23 protein-coding genes are annotated in these 20,386 nt (G+C 73.3%); 10 read left to right on the forward strand and 13 right to left on the reverse strand.

What is annotated here, in order from left to right; translation table 11 throughout:
• On the reverse strand, positions 1-1,074 hold the full coding sequence (locus GCL84_RS03285) for an HpcH/HpaI aldolase/citrate lyase family protein (protein ID WP_156753834.1): 1,074 nt from the start codon (positions 1,072-1,074) through the stop codon (positions 1-3).
• Between the two features lie 107 nt (positions 1,075-1,181).
• Between GCL84_RS03285 and GCL84_RS03290 the strand changes: the two genes are divergently transcribed.
• From GCL84_RS03290 to GCL84_RS03305, 4 genes are all read left to right on the forward strand, one after another.
• Positions 1,182-2,021 (forward strand): aminoglycoside phosphotransferase family protein, encoded by an 840-nt coding sequence (locus tag GCL84_RS03290; protein WP_197522988.1) that lies wholly within the window; start codon positions 1,182-1,184, stop codon positions 2,019-2,021.
• A complete protein-coding gene (locus GCL84_RS03295) occupies positions 2,021-2,932 on the forward strand; it encodes an ArsR/SmtB family transcription factor (RefSeq protein WP_156753836.1) in 912 nt (303 codons plus the stop codon). The genes GCL84_RS03290 and GCL84_RS03295 overlap by 1 nt, the downstream gene beginning before the upstream one ends.
• A 246-nt stretch (positions 2,933-3,178) precedes the next feature.
• Entirely contained in the window at positions 3,179-4,444 is a 1,266-nt protein-coding gene (locus GCL84_RS03300) for a magnesium transporter MgtE N-terminal domain-containing protein (RefSeq protein WP_156753837.1), read from the forward strand.
• Positions 4,437-5,015, forward strand: a complete 579-nt coding sequence (locus GCL84_RS03305) for a DUF1003 domain-containing protein (RefSeq protein WP_156753838.1) — start codon at positions 4,437-4,439, stop codon at positions 5,013-5,015. The genes GCL84_RS03300 and GCL84_RS03305 overlap by 8 nt, the downstream gene beginning before the upstream one ends.
• Here GCL84_RS03305 and GCL84_RS03310 read toward each other — a convergent pair.
• Positions 4,979-5,425 (reverse strand): MarR family winged helix-turn-helix transcriptional regulator, encoded by a 447-nt coding sequence (locus GCL84_RS03310; protein ID WP_156753839.1) that lies wholly within the window; start codon positions 5,423-5,425, stop codon positions 4,979-4,981. The two genes, GCL84_RS03305 and GCL84_RS03310, sit on opposite strands and share 37 nt — an antisense overlap.
• A 136-nt stretch (positions 5,426-5,561) precedes the next feature.
• Here GCL84_RS03310 and GCL84_RS03315 point away from each other — a divergent pair, with 136 nt between their 5' ends.
• Entirely contained in the window at positions 5,562-6,707 is a 1,146-nt protein-coding gene (locus GCL84_RS03315) for an Mrp/NBP35 family ATP-binding protein (RefSeq protein ID WP_156753840.1), read from the forward strand.
• Positions 6,708-7,117: 410 nt separating this feature from the next.
• Here GCL84_RS03315 and tatB read toward each other — a convergent pair whose 3' ends face one another.
• The 4 genes from tatB to sigE all read right to left on the reverse strand — a co-directional run bounded on the left by tatB (position 7,118) and on the right by sigE (position 10,414).
• On the reverse strand, positions 7,118-7,504 hold the full coding sequence (gene tatB, locus GCL84_RS03320) for a Sec-independent protein translocase protein TatB (protein ID WP_156753841.1): 387 nt from the start codon (positions 7,502-7,504) through the stop codon (positions 7,118-7,120).
• Between the two features lie 44 nt (positions 7,505-7,548).
• A complete protein-coding gene (locus tag GCL84_RS03325) occupies positions 7,549-9,048 on the reverse strand; it encodes a S1C family serine protease (RefSeq protein WP_156753842.1) in 1,500 nt (499 codons plus the stop codon).
• Between the two features lie 95 nt (positions 9,049-9,143).
• Positions 9,144-9,791: an anti-sigma factor family protein gene (locus GCL84_RS03330; protein WP_156753843.1), complete on the reverse strand. Its 648-nt coding sequence runs from the start codon at positions 9,789-9,791 to the stop codon at positions 9,144-9,146.
• On the reverse strand, positions 9,788-10,414 hold the full coding sequence (gene sigE / locus GCL84_RS03335; protein WP_156753844.1) for an RNA polymerase sigma factor SigE: 627 nt from the start codon (positions 10,412-10,414) through the stop codon (positions 9,788-9,790). The genes GCL84_RS03330 and sigE overlap by 4 nt, the downstream gene beginning before the upstream one ends.
• Positions 10,415-10,577: 163 nt before the next feature.
• Here sigE and GCL84_RS03340 point away from each other — a divergent pair, with 163 nt between their 5' ends.
• Positions 10,578-11,225: an O-methyltransferase gene (locus GCL84_RS03340; RefSeq protein ID WP_156753845.1), complete on the forward strand. Its 648-nt coding sequence runs from the start codon at positions 10,578-10,580 to the stop codon at positions 11,223-11,225.
• Positions 11,226-11,315: 90 nt separating this feature from the next.
• Here the strand turns inward: GCL84_RS03340 and glgC are convergent, their stop codons facing one another.
• The gene (gene glgC / locus GCL84_RS03345; protein WP_156753846.1) at positions 11,316-12,533 is read right to left on the reverse strand and encodes a glucose-1-phosphate adenylyltransferase; all 1,218 of its coding nucleotides are present in this window, start codon (positions 12,531-12,533) and stop codon (positions 11,316-11,318) included.
• A 170-nt stretch (positions 12,534-12,703) separates the two neighbouring features.
• On the opposite strand from glgC, the gene glgA reads away from it, so the two are divergent.
• Positions 12,704-13,870 (forward strand): glycogen synthase, encoded by a 1,167-nt coding sequence (glgA, locus tag GCL84_RS03350; RefSeq protein WP_156753847.1) that lies wholly within the window; start codon positions 12,704-12,706, stop codon positions 13,868-13,870.
• 35 nt (positions 13,871-13,905) lie between these two features.
• On the forward strand, positions 13,906-14,400 hold the full coding sequence (locus tag GCL84_RS03355) for a GtrA family protein (protein ID WP_156753848.1): 495 nt from the start codon (positions 13,906-13,908) through the stop codon (positions 14,398-14,400).
• Here the strand turns inward: GCL84_RS03355 and GCL84_RS03360 are convergent.
• On the reverse strand, positions 14,322-15,833 hold the full coding sequence (locus tag GCL84_RS03360) for a leucyl aminopeptidase family protein (protein ID WP_156753849.1): 1,512 nt from the start codon (positions 15,831-15,833) through the stop codon (positions 14,322-14,324). The two genes, GCL84_RS03355 and GCL84_RS03360, sit on opposite strands and share 79 nt — an antisense overlap.
• Positions 15,834-16,052: 219 nt before the next feature.
• Positions 16,053-16,220, reverse strand: coding sequence for a DUF3117 domain-containing protein (locus GCL84_RS03365; protein ID WP_156753850.1), 168 nt, complete (start codon positions 16,218-16,220; stop codon positions 16,053-16,055).
• 278 nt (positions 16,221-16,498) lie between these two features.
• Here GCL84_RS03365 and GCL84_RS03370 point away from each other — a divergent pair, with 278 nt between their 5' ends.
• Positions 16,499-17,290 (forward strand): enoyl-CoA hydratase-related protein, encoded by a 792-nt coding sequence (locus GCL84_RS03370; RefSeq protein WP_156753851.1) that lies wholly within the window; start codon positions 16,499-16,501, stop codon positions 17,288-17,290.
• 4 nt (positions 17,291-17,294) lie between these two features.
• Here the strand turns inward: GCL84_RS03370 and GCL84_RS03375 are convergent, their stop codons facing one another.
• Genes GCL84_RS03375 through GCL84_RS03385 form a run of 3 tightly spaced genes read right to left on the reverse strand, consistent with a single transcriptional unit; the run spans position 17,295 to position 18,603 of the window.
• Positions 17,295-17,846 carry a DNA-3-methyladenine glycosylase I gene (locus tag GCL84_RS03375; protein WP_156753852.1) on the reverse strand — a complete coding sequence of 184 codons (552 nt, stop codon included), beginning with the start codon at positions 17,844-17,846 and terminating at the stop codon, positions 17,295-17,297.
• On the reverse strand, positions 17,847-18,293 hold the full coding sequence (locus GCL84_RS03380; protein ID WP_156753853.1) for an SRPBCC family protein: 447 nt from the start codon (positions 18,291-18,293) through the stop codon (positions 17,847-17,849). It abuts the gene before it with no gap.
• Positions 18,277-18,603, reverse strand: a complete 327-nt coding sequence (locus tag GCL84_RS03385; RefSeq protein ID WP_156753854.1) for a DivIVA domain-containing protein — start codon at positions 18,601-18,603, stop codon at positions 18,277-18,279. The genes GCL84_RS03380 and GCL84_RS03385 overlap by 17 nt, the downstream gene beginning before the upstream one ends.
• A gap of 69 nt (positions 18,604-18,672) precedes the next feature.
• Between GCL84_RS03385 and GCL84_RS03390 the strand changes: the two genes are divergently transcribed.
• Positions 18,673-19,200 carry a GNAT family N-acetyltransferase gene (locus GCL84_RS03390; RefSeq protein ID WP_156753855.1) on the forward strand — a complete coding sequence of 176 codons (528 nt, stop codon included), beginning with the start codon at positions 18,673-18,675 and terminating at the stop codon, positions 19,198-19,200.
• Here the strand turns inward: GCL84_RS03390 and GCL84_RS03395 are convergent.
• Positions 19,132-20,040: a glucosyl-3-phosphoglycerate synthase gene (locus GCL84_RS03395; RefSeq protein WP_235925964.1), complete on the reverse strand. Its 909-nt coding sequence runs from the start codon at positions 20,038-20,040 to the stop codon at positions 19,132-19,134. The two genes, GCL84_RS03390 and GCL84_RS03395, sit on opposite strands and share 69 nt — an antisense overlap.
• Positions 20,041-20,386 lie beyond the last annotated feature (346 nt).

Here is a 20,386-nt window from a genome sequence, read left to right on the forward strand (position 1 = left end):
TCAGCCATTGGTGGCCTCCTTGGTGGCGGCGTCGTAGGCGGCGGCCAGCTCGGGGTCGCGGGCGGAGAGCGCGTCGGCCAGCTCGGCGACGACCTTGCACTGCTTCACGGTGGCGTCGTCCTGCATCTTGCCGTCGATCATGACCGCGCCGGTGCCGTCGCCCATGGCGTCGATGACCTTGCGGGCCCAGGCGACGTCCTCCGGGGACGGCGAGAAGACCTTCTTGGCGATCGCGATCTGCTTGGGGTGCAGGCTCCACGCGCCGACGCAGCCGAGCAGGAAGGCGTTGCGGAACTGGTCCTCGCAGGCCACCACGTCGGCGATGTCGCCGAAGGGGCCGTAGTAGGGCAGGATCCCCGCGCCCGCGCAGGCGTCGACCATGCGCGCGACGGTGTAGTGCCACAGGTCCTGCTGGTAGGTCGCGCGGCCGGTGGTGATGTCCTCGCCGGTCGGGTCCTGGCGCACCAGGTAGCCGGGGTGGCCGCCGCCGACGCGGGTGGTCTTCATCCGGCGGCTCGCGGCCAGGTCGGCCGGGCCGAGCGAGATGCCCTGCATCCGCGGGCTGGCGGTGGCGATCTCCTCGACGTTGGCCACGCCGGAGGCCGTCTCCAGGATCGCGTGCACCAGCAGCGGCCTGGTCACGCCCGCCCGCGCCTCGAGCTGGGCCAGCAGGCGGTCGACGTAGTGGATGTCGGCGGCCGACTCGACCTTGGGCACCATGACGACGTCGAGCTTGTCGCCGATCTCGGTGACCAGGGTGACCAGGTCGTCGAGGACCCACGGCGAGTCGAGGCTGTTGACCCGGGTCCAGAGCTGGGTGTCGCCGAAGTCGGTGGCCTTGGCGATCCGCACCAGGCCCGCCCGGGCGGCCTCCTTGCGGTCCGCGCGGATGGCGTCCTCGAGGTTGCCCAGCACCACGTCGGCCTGGCGCGCCATGTCCGGGACCTTGGCGGCCATCTTCTCGTTGCTCGGGTCGAAGAAGTGGATCATGCGCGACGGCCGGAACGGGATCTCCCGCACCGGGTCGGGCGCCCCCACCGCGAGCGGGCGGAAGAAGTCCTTCGGTGAGCGCATCGGTCCTCCGATCGATCGCGAGGTTAACCCGCCGGTAACTACGTCGTGGAGTAGTCGACCACGACCGCACCCGTTGCGCCATTGTGGTGTGTGTGACACGCGACCGCTTGATCGTTCCACCTGGCCTCGTCCGCCGCTTCACCGCCGCGCACGAGCGGGAATGGCTTGCCTGCCTGCCAGAACGCGTGGAGTCGGTGCTGCGCCGGTGGGACCTCACCCCTGACGGCGAGCCGCTGCACGGCTGGTGCGCGCTGGTCCTGCCGGTGCGCACGGCCGCAGGCGCACCGGCGATGACGAAGATCACCTGGCCGCACCCCGAGGCGGAGCACGAGGGCCTCGCACTGTCCACCTGGGACGGCGACGGCGCGGTGCTGCTGCTCGCCGAGGAGCCGTTCACCCTGCTGCTGGAGCGCCTCGACCCGCACCACTCGCTGGCGCGCGAGCCGATCGACGTCGCCGTCGCCGAGGTCGCCCGGCTCATCCGCCGCCTCGACCGCCCCGCTCCCCCGCCGCTGCGGCGGCTGGCGGACGAGGCCGCCCGGATCAGCCGCGAGCTCCTCGACGGCGCGGCCCCGCCCGAGCTGCTCGCCCAGGCCCGCGCCTACTGCGCCGAACTCGGCCCGCGGGCGGCGGACCGGCTGGTCAACGAAGACCTGCACTACGACAACGTGCTGCGCGGCGAGCGGGAGCCGTGGCTGGTGATCGACCCCAAGCCGCTCGCGGGCGACCCCGAGTTCGGCCTCATCCCGCTGCTGTGGAACCGGGCGGGCGAGGGCGACCCGGCGGGCAGGCTGGCCGACGTCGTCGAGGCGACCGGCCTGGACCACGGCCTGGCCCGCCGCTGGACCCTCGTCCGCGCCGTGGCCGAGTGGCCCGGCCCGGACGACAGCGACAGCGACGACCCGGCCATCGCCACGGCGCCCGCGATCGCCCGGGCGCTGGCCTGATGTACCGGGTCCGGTTCGGCCCCGCCGCCGTCGGCCGGGTGCGCCTGGCCCCGTCCCCCGCCGTCGAGGCCCTGGCCTGGCTGCGGTTCGCCGCGAACGGCACCCGGCACCCGGTGTTCGGCGACCCCGGCGCCGCCGCCCGGTTCGCCCTGCGCGACCCGGACGTGCGCCTGGTCGCCGGGATCACCCCGGAAGGCGTGTCGTGCTACTCCCCCGACCTGCTCACCCCCAAGCCGGGCGGGGGCTGGGCGGGGCAGCTCGAGCGGATGGCGGCCACCGCGCCCGAGACCGTCGTGGCCCAGTTCGGGGGCGTCAGGGCGCCCACCGCGGCGGCCGCCGACGCCGTGGAGCGCGGCGAGTTCGCGGCGCGGGCGGCGGCGGGGATGGCGCGCTTCTTCACCACCGCCCTGGCCGAGACGTGGACGGGGCTGCGGGAGCGGCTCGCCGCCGACCTGGCGGCGCGGGCGGCCACCATGGCCGAGGGCGGGCTCGGGGCGATGGTGAACACGCTGCACCCCGACGTGGAGTGGGCCGACGGGGAGCTGCGCGTCGCCATGCCGTTCCACTCGGGCGCGGTCGACATCCCGGACCAGGACTTCGTCATCGTCCCGACGGCGCTGGCCTGGCCCCGGATCTGGCTGCAACTCGACGACCCGGCCGACGCCGCCATGACCGTGCCCGCGCGCGGCATCGGGCAGGCGAACTCGCCCAACCCCGGCCTGGGCAGGCTCATCGGCCGCACCCGCGCGGCGCTGCTGGCCGACCTCGACCTGCCGCGGACCACCAGCGACCTGGCCGCCCGCCACTCGCTGTCCCCGGCCACCGTCTCCCACCACCTGTCGGTGCTGCGCGAGGCGGGGGCGGTCACCCGCACGCGCAGCGGCCGGGTCGTGCTCTACCGCCAGCGGTGACCGGGGCGGTCGGACCCCCAGCCCGACCGCCCCACACCGCGACCAGTCCACCGCACTCGGGGACCGGGACGAAGTGATTAGACGTGGGTCGAATCCACGACCCGCGGTGCGGGACCCGGGTGTGGCGCGCGGCACCCGCGTCCGCTGCCCCCGCCGCGCGTCCGGGCAGGTCAGCCGGTGGCGGGCGGGCAGGTGGGGGCGCCGCTCCGCGCGGTGTGACCGCCGCGCACGCACTAGCCTGGCCGCGTGGCGGGCAAGAGCAAGGTATTCGTGGCGCAGCTACTGGGCCTGCCGGTGTTCGGACCGGACGGCGAGTCGATCGGCAAGATCCGCGACCTGGTCGCCGGGCTGCGCGTGGACAGGCAGCCGCCCCGGGTGCTGGGGATCGTGGTGGAGCTGGCGACGCGGCGGCGGGTGTTCGTGCCCATGCTGCGGGTCACCACCATCGACGCGGCGGCGATCACGCTGTCGACCGGGTCGGTGAACATGCGGCACTTCACCCAGCGGCCCAACGAGGTCCTCGTCGTCGGGCAGCTGCTCGACGCCAGGGTGCGGGTGGCCGAGGACGCGGCGGCGGTGGTGGTCGACGCGGCGATGCAGCCGACCCGCACCCGCGACTGGGTCATCGACCGGATCGCCGTGCGCGAGCGCACCGGGCGGCTGGTGCGCCGGGGCCCGGTCCGCGTCGTGGACTGGTCCGAGGTGGAGGCCCCCGGGGTGCTGGAGCTGGCCGGGCGCCCGCAGGACGCGCACCAGCTCCTGGCGGTGTTCGACGGCATGCGCGCCGCCGACGTGGCCACCGCGCTGCAGGACCTGCCCACCAAGCGCCGCCACGAGGTCGCCGACGCCCTCGACGACGAGCGGCTGGCCGACGTGCTGGCCGAGCTGCCGGAGGACGACCAGAAGGACCTGCTCAAGCACCTCGACGAGGAGCGCGGCGCGGACGTGCTCGAGGCGATGGACCCCGACGACGCCGCCGACCTGCTGGCCGAGCTGTCCGAAGGGGACAAGGAGCGGTTCCTGGAGCTGATGGAGCCCGAGGAGTCCGCGCCGGTCAAGCGGCTGCTGGAGTACTCGTCGGACACCGCGGGCGGGCTGATGACCCCGGAGCCGATCGTGCTCAGCCCGGACTCGACCATCGCCGAGGCGCTGGCCAGGGTCCGCAACCCCGACCTGACCCCGGCGCTGGCGAGCATGGTGTTCGTCTGCCGCCCGCCCAGCGCCACCCCCACCGGGCGGTACCTGGGCTGCGTGCACATCCAGCGGCTGCTGCGCGAGCCCCCGTTCGACCTGGTCGCCGGGGCCCTGGACAAGGAGCTGACCAGCCTGCGGCCCGACGACTCGCTGCTGGAGGTGACCCGCTACTTCGCCAACTACAACCTGGTCTGCGCCCCGGTCATCGACGACGAGGACCACCTGGTCGGCGCGATCACCGTCGACGACGTGCTCGACCACCTGCTGCCCGAGGGGTGGCGCGAGCGCGCGGGAGCCCGGGAGGGCCTCAATGCCTGAGCCCAGCAACCGCCGCCGCCTCGACCAGCCGCGCAACCAGCGCGCGCTGCGGCTGCCGTTCGACCCGGAGGCGTTCGGGCGGTTCTCCGAGAACCTGGCCCGGTTCCTGGGCACCGGGACGTTCCTGTTCTGGCAGACGCTGATCGTCATCGTCTGGATCGTGCTGAACCTGGTCGCGATCAACCTGCGGTGGGACCCGTACCCGTTCATCCTGCTGAACCTGGCCTTCTCCACCCAGGCCGCCTACGCCGCGCCGCTGATCCTGCTCGCGCAGAACCGGCAGGACGACCGCGACCGGGTGTCGATGGAGGAGGACCGCCAGCGCGTCGCGCAGACCAAGGCCGACACCGAGTACCTGGCCAGGGAGCTGGCGGCGCTGCGGCTGGCCGTCGGCGAGGTCGCCACCCGCGACTACCTGCGCGGTGAGCTGGACCGGCTGCGCGGCGACCTGCGCGGCGACCTCAAGAAGCGCAAGAGCGCCAAGCACCGCGACGACCCGCGCTGGGACGACGGGCCGCCCGCCGAGGACCAGGATCAGTCGACGAGCTTGCCGCAGAGCTCGCCGAGGTAGGCCAGTTGCTCGGCGCTGAGCCGGGCGACGAAGTGCTCCGAGACACCCGCCAGGTGCGTGTGCGAGGCGGCGCGCAGCACCTCGAGGCCGTGCTCGGTGAGGGTGGCCACCACGCCGCGCCCGTCGCCCGCCACCCGCTCGCGGGCGACCATGCCCGCGCGCTCGAGCCGGTCGACCAGCCGGGTCACCCCGGAGCGCGACAGCAGCACCGCGTCGGCCAGCTCGGCCATCCGCAGCCGGTGCTCGGGGGCCTCGGCCAGTTGCACGAGCACGTCGTAGCCGCCCAGCGAGAGCTGCCGCTCGGCGACCAGCTCGGCCTCCAGGACCCGGGTGATCTGCGCGTGGGCGCGCAGGAACGTCCGCCAGGCCTGGAGTTCGGTCCGGCTGGGGCGGGTGGACCGATCAGTCACGGGGCCCTCCTCTTCCTGTGCGCTGCGTGACAATGCTACGGATGATCAGGGGGTGGGCGCACGCTGCCCTTGACAAGGTGTGTGGCGCGTGCCATCCACTGGGAACCTCGGCGCTACCCGCCCGTAGCATGGTGTGGTGACCACTACCGAGCAGGCTCCCAGCGTCGAGGCCGTGCGCAAGGCGCTCGGGGGCGTAGAGGACCCCGAGATCCACCGGCCGATCACCGACCTGGGCATGGTCAAGGACGTGACCGTGCACCCGGACGGCCGGGTGGACGTCGGCGTGTACCTGACGGTCGCGGGCTGCCCGCTGCGGGACAAGATCACCAAGGATGTCACCGCGGCGGTGTCCGCGCTCGATGGAGTCACCTCGGTGACCGTCGAGCTCGACGTGATGAACGACGAGCAGCGCACGAACCTGCGCAAGTCGCTGCGCGGCGACTCCGAGGAGCCCCGCATCCCGTTCGCCGAGCCGGGGTCGCTGACGCGCGTGTACTGCGTCGCCTCCGGCAAGGGCGGCGTGGGCAAGTCCAGCGTCACGGTCAACCTCGCCGTCGCCATGGCCAAGCGCGGGGTCAAGGTCGGCATCGTCGACGCCGACATCTACGGCCACTCGATCCCCCGCATGGTCGGCTCCCGCGAGAAGCCCACCAAGGTGGAGAAGATGATCCTCCCGCCGGAGGCCAACGGCGTGAAGGTCATCTCCATCGGCATGTTCACCCCCGGCAACACCCCGGTCGTCTGGCGCGGCCCGATGCTGCACCGTGCCCTCCAGCAGTTCCTGGCCGACGTGTTCTGGGGCGACCTCGACGTCCTGCTCCTCGACCTGCCCCCGGGCACCGGCGACATCGCGATCTCGGTGGCGCAGTTGATCCCGAACGCGGAGATCCTGGTCGTGACCACCCCGCAGCAGGCCGCCGCGGAGGTGGCCGAGCGCGCGGGGTCCATCGCCCTGCAGACCCGGCAGCGCATCGCGGGGGTGATCGAGAACATGTCGTGGCTGGAGATGCCGGACGGGTCGCGGATGGACGTGTTCGGCTCGGGCGGCGGGGCGCTGGTGGCCGAGTCGCTGTCGAAGGCTGTGGGGTCGACGGTGCCGCTGCTGGGGCAGGTGCCGCTGGACCCGCGGCTGCGCGAGGGCGGGGACGACGGGAACCCGTTGGTGCTGAGCGAGCCGGAGGCGCCCGCGGCGAAGGTGTTGATCGAGGTGGCGAAGAAGTTGTCGGTTCGGGCTCGGGGGCTCGCGGGGCGGATGTTGTCTGTTTCGCCTGCGGGGCGGTAGGGCTTGTAGCGGAAATCCCGGTCGGACGTTGTCCGGCCGGGATTTTTGTGTGGTTGGGGGTGCTGGATCGGGTGGTTCCGTGTGGCCGGGGACCCCTACGACGATCATGTGCGTGAGGGCAAAAGTGAGGGGAAAGGCACCCTCACGCCCTCCCGAGGCTTGCACATGATCGCCTCCCCCAACCACACAGAACCACCCGATCCAGCCTTTGGCGGGGAACGGCGCTGAGAGATTTTTCGGGGGGTGTTGGGTGGCCTGTGGACAACTCGGCCTTGACGTGGCGGAAGTGTCCGACCCTGGCGGTAGCGTGGAAACCGGGGGGCCGAAGGCCACGTGCCCGGGTGCTCTGACGCTGCCTGGGTGGGGGTGGTGCTGGGTGGTTTGAGCGGGGCAGTTGCTGAACCCAGAGGTCAGGTGGCGTCGGGGTCGATCTTGGGGCGGTCGCCTGGTTTGGGGGGGTCGAGGGTGGGGGGCGCGGGGGGGAGGGCCGGTTGGGTGCCCGCGTAGCCGTTGGGTTTGGCGGTGGGTTGGTCTTCGCCGAAGAGGGTCTTGGTGACGATCGACTTGGGGTCGAAGCTGCGTAGCTGCTGGAGGTCCTGGAGGGGTTTGCGCAGGTCGTCGAAGTCGGAGCCGAGTTCGTTCTTGAGCTGGTCCCTGGCTCCGCTGGCGAAATCGCGGACCTTGCGGATGGAGCGCCCGGTCCAGGCGGCGGCGGCGGGGAGGCGTTCCGGGCCGAGGATGAACAGGCCCGCGATGCCCACGACCAGGATTTCCATCCAGCCAACGCTCTCGAACACCTGGTCCGCCCCTTTCGATCGGCTGCTGCCCGCAGGGTATCCGGTCAGTCCGAACGCAGGGTTACCTGAACGGTCAGCTCGCGGCCCTGCCTGGCCAGCACGACCGGGACGGTGTCGCCGGGGTTGTTCATCCGGACCGCGACGGTGAGTTCGGCGGCGTTGCGGATGGCGCGGTCGCCCACCTTGCGGACGACGTCGCCCTCGGCGATGCCCGCGGCGGCGGCGGGGCCTCCCTCGGTGACGTTGACGACCTGGGCGCCCTCGGCGGTCTCGGCGGAGACCGAGCGGACGTTGGCGCCGATGTCGGCGTGCTTGACCTGGCCGTCGCGGATGAGGGACTCGGCGATGCGCTTGGCGTCGTTGCCGGGGATGGCGAAGCCCAGACCGACCGAGCCGGTGCTGCCCTCGGCGGGCCGGATCGAGGAGTTGATGCCGATGACCGAGCCGTTCGAGCTGATCAGCGGGCCGCCGGAGTTGCCCTCGTTGATCGAGGCATCGGTCTGGATGGCGTCGTAGGCGATCGGCGGGTTGCCGCTGCCCGCGACGATCGGGCGGTGCAACGCGCTGACGATGCCCTCGGTGACCGTGTCCGACAGGCCCAGCGGGGAGCCGACGGCGATGACCGGGTCGCCGACCTGGAGCTTGTCCGAGTCGCCGAACTGCAGCACGGTGGGGTTGGTGACGTTGACCTTGATCACGGCCAAGTCGGTCTTGGCATCGGTGCCGACGATCCGCGCCTCGGTCCGGGTGCCGTCGTTGAACACCGTCATGATCTTGGCGGAGCCCTCTTCGATGGAGCCCTTGCCGGTCACGACGTGCCAGTTGGTGAGCACGTAGCCCGCGCCGTCGATGACCAGACCGGACCCGACGCCCGAGCCGCGCTCGCCGATGGTCTCGATCGAGACCACCCCGGGGCGCACCCTGGCGGCGAGCCCGGACACCGACTGCGGGTCGCGCTCGATCCCGGCGTCGACCTGGGCCAGGGTCACGTCGCTGGTCAGGCCGCTGCCCGCGCGCGCGATGGCCCAGCCGACCACACCGCCCGCCGCGCCGACGACCAGCGCGATGACCCCCAGCAGGGCCAGCGCCACCGGCTTGACCCGCCTGCCGAACAGCACCTCGGGCAGGCTCAGCCGGGCGCCCTTGCCGCGCTCCTCGGCGGAGTCCTCCTCGGCGTCCTCGGCCAGCGCGGGCGGGCCGATCACCGCGCCCGCGGACGGGTCGCGCCACGGGTCGGAGTCCTCGGACCACAGGTGCTCGTCGCCGGGGGCGCCTGCCCCGGGCCGCGAGCCGGGCGGGCGCTGCAGCCGCACGTCACCGTCGGCGGGCGTGCGGCCGAACGCCTCGGCCAGAGTCTGCGGCGCGGGCGGGGCCGTGGGCAGCTCGTTCAGCGCGGGCCTGCCCGCGGACTGGGGCGAGAACGCCCCGGCCACCCCGGACGGGCGCCCGAACACCGACGCCGCCGCCGGGTCGACCGAGGGCCGGTCCAGCGGGCGGGGCCCGATGCGCTGGCCAGCCGCAGGGTCCGTGTTCTGCTGAGTCATCACCCATCACAGTGCCAGGTCAACGGTGAAGTCGGCGTGCGAAAAACAACCACCCCCGGCCGTTGCGGACCGGGGGTGGCGCCAGGGGGGAAGTCTTAGCGGACCAGGGCGGTGACCGGCACCGGGACCGGTGTGCTGGGCACGGGCAGCGGGCTCGACGGGGAGGTGGACGTCGCGCCACCGGTGAAGCCCACCGGCTCGAAGTCCTCCTGGGCCGGGCGCGGCTGCTGCTGCTCGGACACCGGCGCCGGACCCGTGTTGACCAGGGCGAGCGCGCCGAGCACCAGCCCGGACACCACCACCCCGGCGCCCTGGGCGGCGCGGCGGCCGGTCCGGCGGCCGCCGAGCACGGACTTGCCCTCGCCCAGCTTCGGGCCCGAGCCCAGCGGCGCCGCGGCGCCGAAGGCCAGCTTGCCCGCGCCGAAGGCCTCGGGCCGCTGCACGGCCACGAGCTGGCCGTCGGCGGTGACAGCGAGGTTGTCCGGGGTCGAGGGCAGGTCGACCTCCTGCGGGATGGCCCGCAGCGCGGCCAGCAGGCCGGGTGACATGGTCGGGGCGTCGGCGGCGCGGACCTCCGAGCGGGCCTGCCGCTGGGCGCTCACCTCGGCCGCGCACCACGGGCACCTGGCCAGGTGCGCGGTCACGCGGTCGTGCGGCGCCCGGCCGAGCTCCCCGTCGACGAACGCCACGACGGCGTCGGGCATGAGGTGCTGGTCGGACAGCCCCCAGCTCTCGAACGTCATACCGCTGCCTCCTGAGCGAGCGCACGGCGCCGCTCCAGCGACGCGCGCAGGGCCTGCCTGCCCCGGTGGATCCTGCTGCGAACAGTACCCAGCTTCACCCCGAGGGTGGCGCCGATCTCCTCGTAGGACAGCCCCTCGACGTCGCAGAGCACGACGGCGGCGCGGAACTCCGGCGGCAGCTCGTCCAGCGCGGCCTGCAGGTCCGGGTCCAGGTGCGTCTCGCCGTAGACCTGCTCCGGGCTCGGGTCGTCGCCCGCGAGCCGGTCGGTGTCCTCGGGCAGGGCCTCCATGCGCAGCCGCGAGCGGCGGCGGGCCATGTCGAGGAACAGGTTCGTGGTGATCCGGTGCAGCCAGCCCTCGAACGTGCCGGGCTTGTAGGACGCCAGCGACCGGAAGACCCGGATGAAGGTCTCCTGGGTCAGGTCCTCGGCGTCGTGGGCGTTGCCGGTGAGCCGGTAGGCGAGGCGGTAGACGCGGTCGCCGTGCTCGCGGACAACCTCGTCCCAAGAAGGCGGCGTCCAAGCGGCCTCCTCGATCTGGACGGTCTGCGCGTCGGCGGTCTGCGTGGGGATGAGGTCCTCCTGTGTGCTGGTCCTGTCGTGTGCAACGCTCGTGCGGCTCATCGTGTTCCCCCACTCCCGCGTCCTGCCCGTGTGCACCATGGTGGGGTACCCCGATGTGGCCCGGGTGAGAACCTGCTGAGACCAAGCTGAGAAAACGTCCACGCTGTGACCTTCCGGTCGGGTTCACCCGATCCGAGGGCCCACGGCGCTAACCTGCGTCCCCGTGGGACCGGAATCGCCCGCCGCAGACCCGGCGGACCTGAGCGAGTACGTCGGCGGCTTCCTGGCCGAAGACGACGCGCTCGTCGCCGCGCGCGCGACCGCGCGCAGGCTGGGCTCGGCGCCGGTCAGCCCGAGCAGCGGGGCGGTGCTGCGCTTCCTGGCCAGCGTCCTGCGCGCCAAGGCCGTCGTCGAGGTCGGCACCGGCCTCGGCGTCAGCGGGTTGTACCTGCTGCGCGGCATGGCCCCGGACGGCGTCCTGACCTCGATCGACGTCGAGCCGGAGCACCAGGGGCTGGCCAAGCGCACCTTCGCGGCGGCGGGGGTGGCGCCGAGCCGGACCCGGTTGATCATGGGGCGGGCGCTGGACGTGCTGCCTCGGCTGACCGACGGCGGGTATGACCTACTGTTCGTCGACGGGTCCAAGCCGGAGTACCCGCAGTGTTATGAGCAGGGGGTGCGGCTGTTGCGGCCGGGTGGGGTGATGGCGTTCGACAACGTGCTGTGGGAGGGGCGGGTGGCGGCGCCTGCGCGGCGCGATCCGGACACGCAGGGGGTGCGGGAGGCGATCCGGGCCGTGCGGGAGGACGATCGGCTGGTGCCGTTATTGCTGCCGATGGGTGAGGGGATGTTGGTGGCGGCGAAGGTGTGAGCTTTCAAAGCCGGAGGATTTGGGTGAAGAGCTCGTTGGGTGGGCGTGCTGCCTCAAGAGCAGGGGGCGGGGGTGGCCGGCGGTGGGGCTCTAGTCGGCGCGGGTGCCCTTGCCCAGGACTACGACTCCACTGCCGCTGACGGTGTAGCGGGCCCGGTCGGACTCCAGGTCGACGCCGAGGTGGGTGCCGTTCGCGACGGTGACGTTCTTGTCCAGGATGGCCTTGCGGACCACCGCGCCCCTGCCCACCCGCACGCCCGGTAGCAGGACGCTGCCCTCGACGACGGCGCCGTCCTCGATCACGACGTCGGAGCTGATGACGGAGTCGGTGACGCGGGCGCCGGAGACGATGGTGCCGGGGCCGACGATCGACTCCGTGGCGGTGCCCGCGTTGACGAACTTGGCCGGGGGCAGGGGCGGGGGCGCGGTGCGGATGGGCCACCGCTGGTTGTAGAGGTTGAACACCGGGTGGACCGAGACCAGGTCCATGTGGGCGTCGTAGTAGGCGTCCAGGGTGCCGACGTCGCGCCAGTAGCCGCGGTCGCGGTCGGTCTCGCCGGGGACGTCGTTGTCGGCGAAGTCGTAGACCCAGGCGTCGCCCTTGTCGACGAGCATCGGGATGATGTCGCCGCCCATGTCGTGCACGGAGTCCTGGTTGGCCGCGTCCTCGCGCAGCGCGTCGAGCAGCGCCCCGGTCGAGAACAGGTAGTTGCCCATCGAGGCGAAGGTGACGTCGGGGTCGTCGGGCACCGAGGGCGGGTCGGCGGGCTTCTCCAGGAAGCGGGTGATCCGGCCGTCGGCGGCGGAGTCGATGCAGCCGAAGGCGCGCGCCTCGGCGCGCGGGACGCGGATGCCCGCGACGGTGACGCCCGCCCCGGTCTCGACGTGGCGCCGCAGCATCTGCGCCGGGTCCATGCGGTAGACGTGGTCGGCGCCGAAGACGGCGATGTAGTCCGGGCTCTCGTCGTGCACGAGGTTGAGGGACTGGAAGATCGCGTCCGCGCTGCCGGTGTACCAGCGCGGGCCGAGCCGCTGCTGGGCCGGGACCGGGGTGACGTACTGGCCGAGGATGTTCGACAGCCGCCAGGTGGTGGAGATGTGGCGGTCGAGCGAGTGCGACTTGTACTGCGTCAGCACGCACAGCTTGTGGAACCCGGCGTTGACGAGGTTCGAGAGCACGAAGTCGACGAGCCGGTAGTTCCCGGCGAAGGGCACCGCGGGCTTCGCGCGGTCGGCCGTGAGCGGCCAGAGCCGCTTGCCCTCGCCGCCTGCCAGAACGATCCCGAGTACCCGCGGCTGGCCCGTCACGGGGTGACCCTAACCGACCCCGCCCACACCATGCCATCCGTCCTGGGACACGGTTTGCGCCTGGGTCGCCGGAGGCACCGGTACAACACCTCCACCCCGCACCGCCACCGAACCTCCCCGATCACGACTCTCATCGAACGGACTCCCGAAACACGACCTAGGGTGTGCGCGTGCGGATTGGATTGCTGACGCGGGAATACCCGCCGGAGGTCTACGGCGGGGCGGGCGTTCACGTGGAGTTCCTCGTGCCGAGGCTCAGGGAGCTGCTGGAAGTCGAGGTGCACTGCTTCGGCGCGGCCCGCGACGGCGCCACGGCGCACAACCCGGCGCCCGGCCTGTCGGAGGCGAACGCCGCGCTGCGGACGCTGTCGGCGGACCTGTCGATGACCGCGGCGGTCGGGCACGTCGACCTGGTGCACTCGCACACCTGGTACGCCAACCACGCCGGGCACCTGTCGCAGGTGCTGCACGGGGTGCCGCACGTGGTGACGGCGCACTCGCTGGAGCCGCGCAGGCCGTGGAAGGCCGAGCAGCTCGGCGGCGGGTACCGGCTGTCGTCGTGGGTGGAGGAGACCGCCTACGCCGCCGCCGACGCGATCATCGCGGTGAGCGCGGGGATGCGCGCCGACGTCCTGGACTGCTACCCGGGGCTGGACCCGGCCAAGGTGCACGTGGTGCGCAACGGCATCGACTCCACCGCGTACCGCCCGGTCACCGACGTCGACGCCCTGCGCGCGCACGGCGTCGACCCGGACCGGCCGATCGTGCTGTTCGTCGGCCGGATCACCCGGCAGAAGGGCGTGGGCCACCTGGTCGCCGCCGCGCACCACATCGACCCGGACGCGCAGGTCGTGCTGTGCGCGGGCGCCCCGGACACCCCGGAGATCGCCGAGGAGACCCGGGTCGCGGTGGCGGAGCTGGCGGCCGCGCGGCCGGGCGTGGTCTGGATCCAGAAGATGCTCGCGCCCGCCGAGGTGCGGCAGTTGCTGAGCCGGGCGGCGGTGTTCGTGTGCCCGTCGGTGTACGAGCCGCTGGGGATCGTGAACCTGGAGGCGATGGCGTGCGCGACCGCCGTCGTGGCCTCCGACGTGGGCGGCATCCCCGAGGTCGTGGTGGACGGGGAGACCGGGCTGCTGGTGCACTACGACGAGGCGGACACGTCGGCCTTCCGCTCCGGCCTGGCCGACGCGGTCAACGCCGTGCTGGCCGACCCGCGGCGGGCGGCGGCGATGGGCGCGGCGGGCCGGGAGCGGGCCGTGCGGGAGTTCTCGTGGGGGTCGGTCGCCGAGCAGACCATCGCCGTCTACGAGGCGGCGCGCGCGTCCCGCGATAGCTGAGAGTTCAATCAGCCTCCCGGACATAGCGTGGGGACATGCACGTCCACCTGGGCAAACCGGCGTTCTCGCGGTACACCGCGGCGTCGCTGCTGGCGACCGGGGTGTCGCAGTTGGTGCTGGTCGGGGTGTACGCGGTCGGGGAGCAGGACGCCGTCGTCGCCACGCTGGCGGCCTTCACCGCCGGGGCGGTGCCGCACTTCGTCCTGGTGCGGTGGTGGGCTTGGGGGCAGCGGGGGCTGCCGAAGCTGACCGGGCAGCTCACTGGCTACCTCGTGGCCACGACGGTCGGCGGGGTGATCACGGTGGCGCTGACCGGGCTGGCCGACTGGGCCGTGGCGCCGCTGATCGACGACAGGGTGCTGCGCACGGTGGTCCTGAACGCGACCTACGTCGTCAGCGGGTTGCCGGTGTTCCTGGCCAAGTACGCGGTCTTCGACCGGGTCTTCGGTGATCAGGCCGAGTACGACTCGACGAACTCCACCAGGGTCCTCGCCGCGAACCCGGTCGCCCCGGGCACCACGTCGTCGTAGCCGCGCTCGGCGCGCGCCGGGCCCGCGATGTCCAGGTGCGCCCACGGCAGGCCGTCGGTGAACTCGCGCAGGAACAGCGCCGCGGTGATGCCGCCCGGCCCCGGCGGGCCCTGGCGCACGTCGGCGATGTCGCTGACCACGTCGTCGGCGAGGTCGTCGACCAGCAGCGGCATCCGCCACCACGCCTCGTCGACCCGCTCGCCCGCGGTGCTCAGCCGCGCGGCGAGGTCGTCGTCGGTGGCGAACAGGCCGCCGGTGCGCAGGCCGAGCGCGACCTTCATCGCCCCGGTCAGGGTGGCCACGTCGACGAGCACGTCGGCGCCGAGGTCGGCGGCGGCGTAGGCCAGCGCGTCGGCCAGGACCATCCGGCCCTCGGCGTCGGTGTTCTTGACCTCGGTGGTGCGCCCGCCGTAGTGCCGCACGACGTCGCCCGGCCGGTAGGCCGAGCCGGAGACGTGGTTCTCCGCGCACGGCACCAGCGCGCTGACCCGCACCGGCAGCCCGAGCCGGGCCACGGCGACCATCGCGGCGATGACCGCCGCCCCGCCGGACATGTCGGTGCGCATGAGGTGCATGCCGTCGGCGGGCTTGATCGAGATGCCGCCGGTGTCGAAGGTGATGCCCTTGCCGACCAGCACCAGGTGCGGGCCGGTCGCGCCCTCGGGCGCCCAGCGCAGGTGGATCAGCCGGGGCGGGCTCGCCGAGCCGCCGCCGACGGCGAGCACGCCGCCGAAGCGCTGCGCGGCCAGCCACTTCTCGTCGTGGACCGCGACGTCGAGCCCGGCCACCTTGCCGACCACCCTGGCCGCGGTGCGGGCCAGCCAGGCCGGGTCCTTGACGTTGGACGGGGTGTTGGCCAGGTCCCTGGCGAACGCGGTGGCCGCGGCCAGCGCCGACGCCTTGGCGACCGCGGGGGCCAGCGCGGCCCTGCGCTCGGCGTCGGGCACGACCAGCCGGACCGCGCGCAGCCGAGGCGGGTCCTGCTCCGCGGTGACCACGTACCGGTACCCGCCCAGCGACACGCCGCGGGTGAACGCCGCGACCTCGACCGGGCCTGCGTCCGGCGGCAGTTCCAGCACGACCCCCCGCACCGGGGCCGCACCGGCACCGCCGTCGCCGTCGGCCTGCCTGGCCCGCAGCACCCCGGCCAGCGCGGCGCCCGCCGCCCGCCAGTCCGCCCCGCCGCCCCCGCCGATGCCGAGCACCCAGCTCGCCGCCGCCCCGTCCGGTCCGGGCTGGGTCTCACCGGCGGCGCCGGTCAGCGCGACCGAGTCCGCCCAGGCCGCGGTGAGGTCGCCCCCGCCCGGCCCCAGCAGTGGCGGGCCCTCGTCGGCGGCCCGGCTCAGGACGACGGTCGCGAGCCCCGACCCGGCGGCGGCGACCACCTCCACGGCAGGCAGCGCGGTCGGCAGGGTCGGCACCGGCGTGGACAAGGTTCCTCCGGGGGCGGGTGGGGACTGCGGGTGCGGCGAAGCGGCGGCGGCTGGTCCGGCCTAGGTCGTGTTTCGCAAGCCCGTTCGATGAGAGTCGTGATCGGGGTGGTTCCTGGCGGTGCGGGGTGCCGGTACCGGGGTTGTACCGGTGCCTTCGCCCCGTGCCGTCAGGGGCCGCCCCGGCGCGGCTATCGCGGACATGGGCTTTCGAGACACGGCCTAGCCCGAGGCGGTCTTCAGCGCGTCGCCGAGGTTGTCCGCCTCCTCTGGGGTCATCTCGACGACGAGACGACCACCGCCCTCGAGCGGGACGCGCATCACGATGCCCCGGCCCTCCTTCGTCACTTCGAGGGGACCGTCACCGGTCCGGGGCTTCATGGCCGCCATAGCGTGCTCCCTCCGTCATAGCCTGCCACCCGGGGCCGCTCGCGCGTGCGCGCGGACCGGGTCGCCGCACATTCTCCCCCATCCGGTCGCGGCGGGTGAAATCGAACCGATCATCGCGTGTCGAGTGACCGGCCACGATGACTCGCGGTGGGTGGCGCGGGACGTCGCGGAACTGCCAGACTCGGCCACCGCGCGCCCCTGTCCAGCCCTGTCACACCCCGTGGGGCGCCACTCCCGCGCCTGCGCGCGCCCCAGGTCCACCGTGTGAAGGGAACCCCATGACCGCCCCGGTCCTCATCGCCGAAGACGCCGACGGCGTGCGCACGCTGACGCTGAACCGCCCCGACTCGTTCAACTCGCTGACCGTCGAGTTGAAGGAGGCGCTGCTGGCCGCGCTGACCGCGGCGGGCGCGGACGCGGCGGTGCGCGCGGTCGTGCTGACCGGGGCGGGCAAGGCGTTCTGCGCGGGACAGGACCTCAAGGAGCACGTCGCCCTGCTGCGCGCCGACGACCCGGCCCCGCTCTCGACGGTCGAGCGGCACTACAACCCGATCGTCGAGGCGATCACCGGCATGCCCAAGCCGGTCATCGCCGCGGTCAACGGGATGGCCGCGGGGGCGGGCGCGTCGCTCGCCTACGCCTGCGACCTGCGCATCGCCGCCGACTCGGCCAAGTTCCTGATGGCCTTCGCCAACGTCGGACTGACCGCGGACTCCGGCGCGGCGTGGACGCTGCCCAGGCTGATCGGCTACGGCCGGGCCATGGAGATGATGCTGCTGGCCAAGCCGGTCGCCGCCGAGGAGGCGCTGCGCATCGGCATGGTCGGGCAGGTCCTGCCCGCCGCCGAGGTGCTGCCCGCCGCGCGGGCGATCGCCGCGCGGATGGCGGCGGGCCCCACCACGGCGTACGCGATGATCAAGGAGGCCATGCTGGCCTCGGCGGGCGGCACGCTGGGCGACGGCCTGGCCGCGGAGGGCAGGACGCAGGCGCACGCGGGCGGCACGGCCGACCACCGCGAGGCCGTCGAGGCGTTCGTGGCCAAGCGCGAGCCGAGGTTCGAGGGCAGGTAGCGGGTCAGCCCGCCCGCCAGCACCCCACGACGTGGTCGTCGACTATGCCGGTGGCCTGCATCAGCGCGTAGCAGGTCGTGGGGCCGACGAAGGCGAACCCGCGCTTCTTGAGCGCCTTCGCCATCGCCTTGGACTCGTCGGTGCTGGCGGGCACCTCGGCCATCGTCCTGGGCCGCCGGTGCCTGGCGGGCGCGAACGACCACAGCAGCTCGTCGAGGTCGTCGTCCATCGCCAGGACGGCCTTGGCGTTGGTGATGGTGGCGAGGACCTTGGCCCGGTTGCGCACGATGCCCGCGTCCCCGAGCAGCCGGTCGACGTCGGCTTCGCCGAACTGGGCCACCTCGTCCGGGACGAAGCGGGCGAACGCGGCCCGGAAGTTCTCCCGCTTGCGCAGAATCGTGATCCAGGACAGACCGGACTGGAACGCCTCCAGGCTGACGCGCTCGAACAGCGCGTCCCGCCCGTGCAGCGCGACGCCCCACTCGTCGTCGTGGTACGCGGCGTAATCCGGTGTCGAGTCGCCCCAGGCGCACCGCCGCCGCTGTGCTGCCCCCATCTACCTGTAGCCCTCCGCGAACCGCGCGAACCGCCGCAGCGAGTGCCGGACCCCCACCCGGAACCCCGGTCCCACGACCGTCCAGCCCAGCCGCCCCACCGCGCCCAGCGGCAGGTCGAGGCGCTCGTGCCAGACGAACACCGACGCGCCCGCCGACTTGGGCTGGATCTGGAACAGGCCGGTGCCGCGCACGACCTTGCCGGTGTGCTCGACCTCGACCCGGTGCGGCTGCTCCCAGGTGGTGATCCGCATGGGGTCGGTGAACCCGACGACCCCGAACAGCCCGGTGAACGCCGACAGCCGCGACCCCACGCCCCGGCCGTCGCCCTCGACGACCGACACCGAGGTGCCCAGCATCCACTCGCCCTGCCGGGCCCAGTCCGTCAGCGCTTCCCACACCACGTCGACCGGCGCCTCGACGCCGACCCGCTCAGTAACCTCGATCACTCTCGGCCACCTCCTTCACCTCGTTGGTCCCCTCGAGCTCGGCCACCCGCGCGCGCAGCCCGTCGACCTCGTCGCCCAGCCTGCGCAGCACCCAGTCGACCTCGGACATCTTGTAGCCGCGCAGCACGAGCTGGAACCGGACGCCGCGCAGGTCGTCCCCGCTGATGTCCTGGGCGGGCAGGCGCGTCGGCGAGGCGCCTGGGGCCAGCGGCGGAAGCTCCTCGCCACGGCCGAACACGACCGAGGCCAGCAGGAACACCACGCCCGCCACGAGCACCATCACGACGAGGTAGATCAGTGCGGTCGTCACGCGACGATCGTGTCACGCCCGCCGGAAACCCGGTTGCCGACTCCACCGGCGCGCGCCGACGATGACCGGGTGCCCCGCATCGACCGAGCCACCGAGGACGACTGGCCGCTGCTGCGCGCGGTGCGCGTCGCGGCCCTCACCGACGTCCCGCGCGCGTTCGCGTCCACCTTGGAGCGCCAGCACTCGATGACCGAGGCGCAGTGGCGCGCGTGGCTGGGCGAGGTGGCGTTCTTCCTGGCCACCGAGGACGGCGAGCCCGTCGGCGTCGCGGGCGGGGCGCCCGACCCGGCCGGGTTGGAGCTGGTGTCGGTGTGGGTCGCCGCCCGCCACCGCGGCGGACCGCTGGCGGCGGAGCTGGTGGGCGGCGTCGTCGAGCACGCCCGCGCCTCGGGGCACGCCGCGGTCACCGCCTGGGTCGGCGGGTGGAACGACCGGGCGGCACGCTTCTACGCCCGCCTGGGCTTCGCCCCCACCGGCCGCACCGACCTCAACCCGGTCTACCGGGCCCAGTGCGAGGTCGAGCTGTCGCTACCGCTGTCCGACGACCTGGGCCATGGGCGGCCGGTCGGCGACCAGGACGGGGACCGGGTCCGGTAGCCACTCGTCGCCGACCTGGGTGAACTGGGTCAGCGCGGCCCCGCTGTCGGGCACGCCGCAGCGGTCCAGGGCGGTGCCGAGGATCTGCCGGGCCATCGCGCCCAACTGGGCCAGCGAGCGGTTGCGGTGCTTGCGCACGCCCAGGTTGACCTGCGCGATCCCGTCGAGCCCGAAGCGGGCGTGCGCGTCGAGCAGCAGCCCGATCTCCACCCCGTACCCGGCCGCGAACGGCACCGACCCCAGGAACTGCCTGGTACCGCCGTACTCACCGCCGAGCGGCTGCACGACCGCGCCCAGCTCGGGGCGCAGCGCGCAGAGCACCGGGCGGGCCAGCAGCTCGGTCACCCGGCCGCCGCCGGTGCTCTCCAACCGCAGCGGGCGCCGGTAGAAGCCCTTGACCAGGTGCGTGCCACCGACGGTCAGCAGCGGCCCGAGCAGCGCGGGGACGTAGGCCGGATCGGGGTCGACCAGGTCGGAGTCGAGGAACACCAGCAGATCACCGCTGGTCGCGGCCAACGACCGCCACAGCACCTCCCCCTTGCCCGGCCACGGCGGCAGGTCGGGCAGCACCGCGTCGCGGTGCACCACGCGCGCCCCGGCCTCGGCGGCGCGCGCGGCCGTCGCGTCGGTCGACCCGGAGTCGATGACGACCAGTTCGTCCACCAGGGAGCCGAGCAGGGGCCGCACAGACGCCACCACAGCGCCAACGCTGGCCTCTTCGTCCAACGCGGGCAACACGACACTCACCGTCCGCCCCGCCTTGGCCGCCACCAGCTCACCGACCGTCCACGCGGGCCGCTGCCAAGTGCGCTCCGCGAGCAACCGCTCACCCGGTGTCACGCCCGCCCCCGCATCAACTCAACCGGCTGGCTGCACCAGCCTGGAGAACACTCCCCACCAACCACACCGGACCGACGAGAACCCCTCACCCGCCCGAACACCCCCACACCCGGCAACTCGGCCACCCCCGCACCGCGCGACAGACCCACCGGCTGGCGCTTTCCGCAAGCGACCCTCCACCACGGCCAGCCGAGGTGGAGAGAACGCTTCCGACCACCCACCCCCAGCCATCCGCCCACACCCGCACTACGCGACAGACCCGCCAGCCGACGCACGACAAGAGCAACACCCAACCGCGGCCACCCCACACCGGGCCGACCAGAGCACCCAACCGCACCCAACCGAA

The organism is Actinokineospora pegani (assembly GCF_009745975.1).
Taxonomy (GTDB): domain Bacteria; phylum Actinomycetota; class Actinomycetes; order Mycobacteriales; family Pseudonocardiaceae; genus Actinokineospora; species Actinokineospora pegani.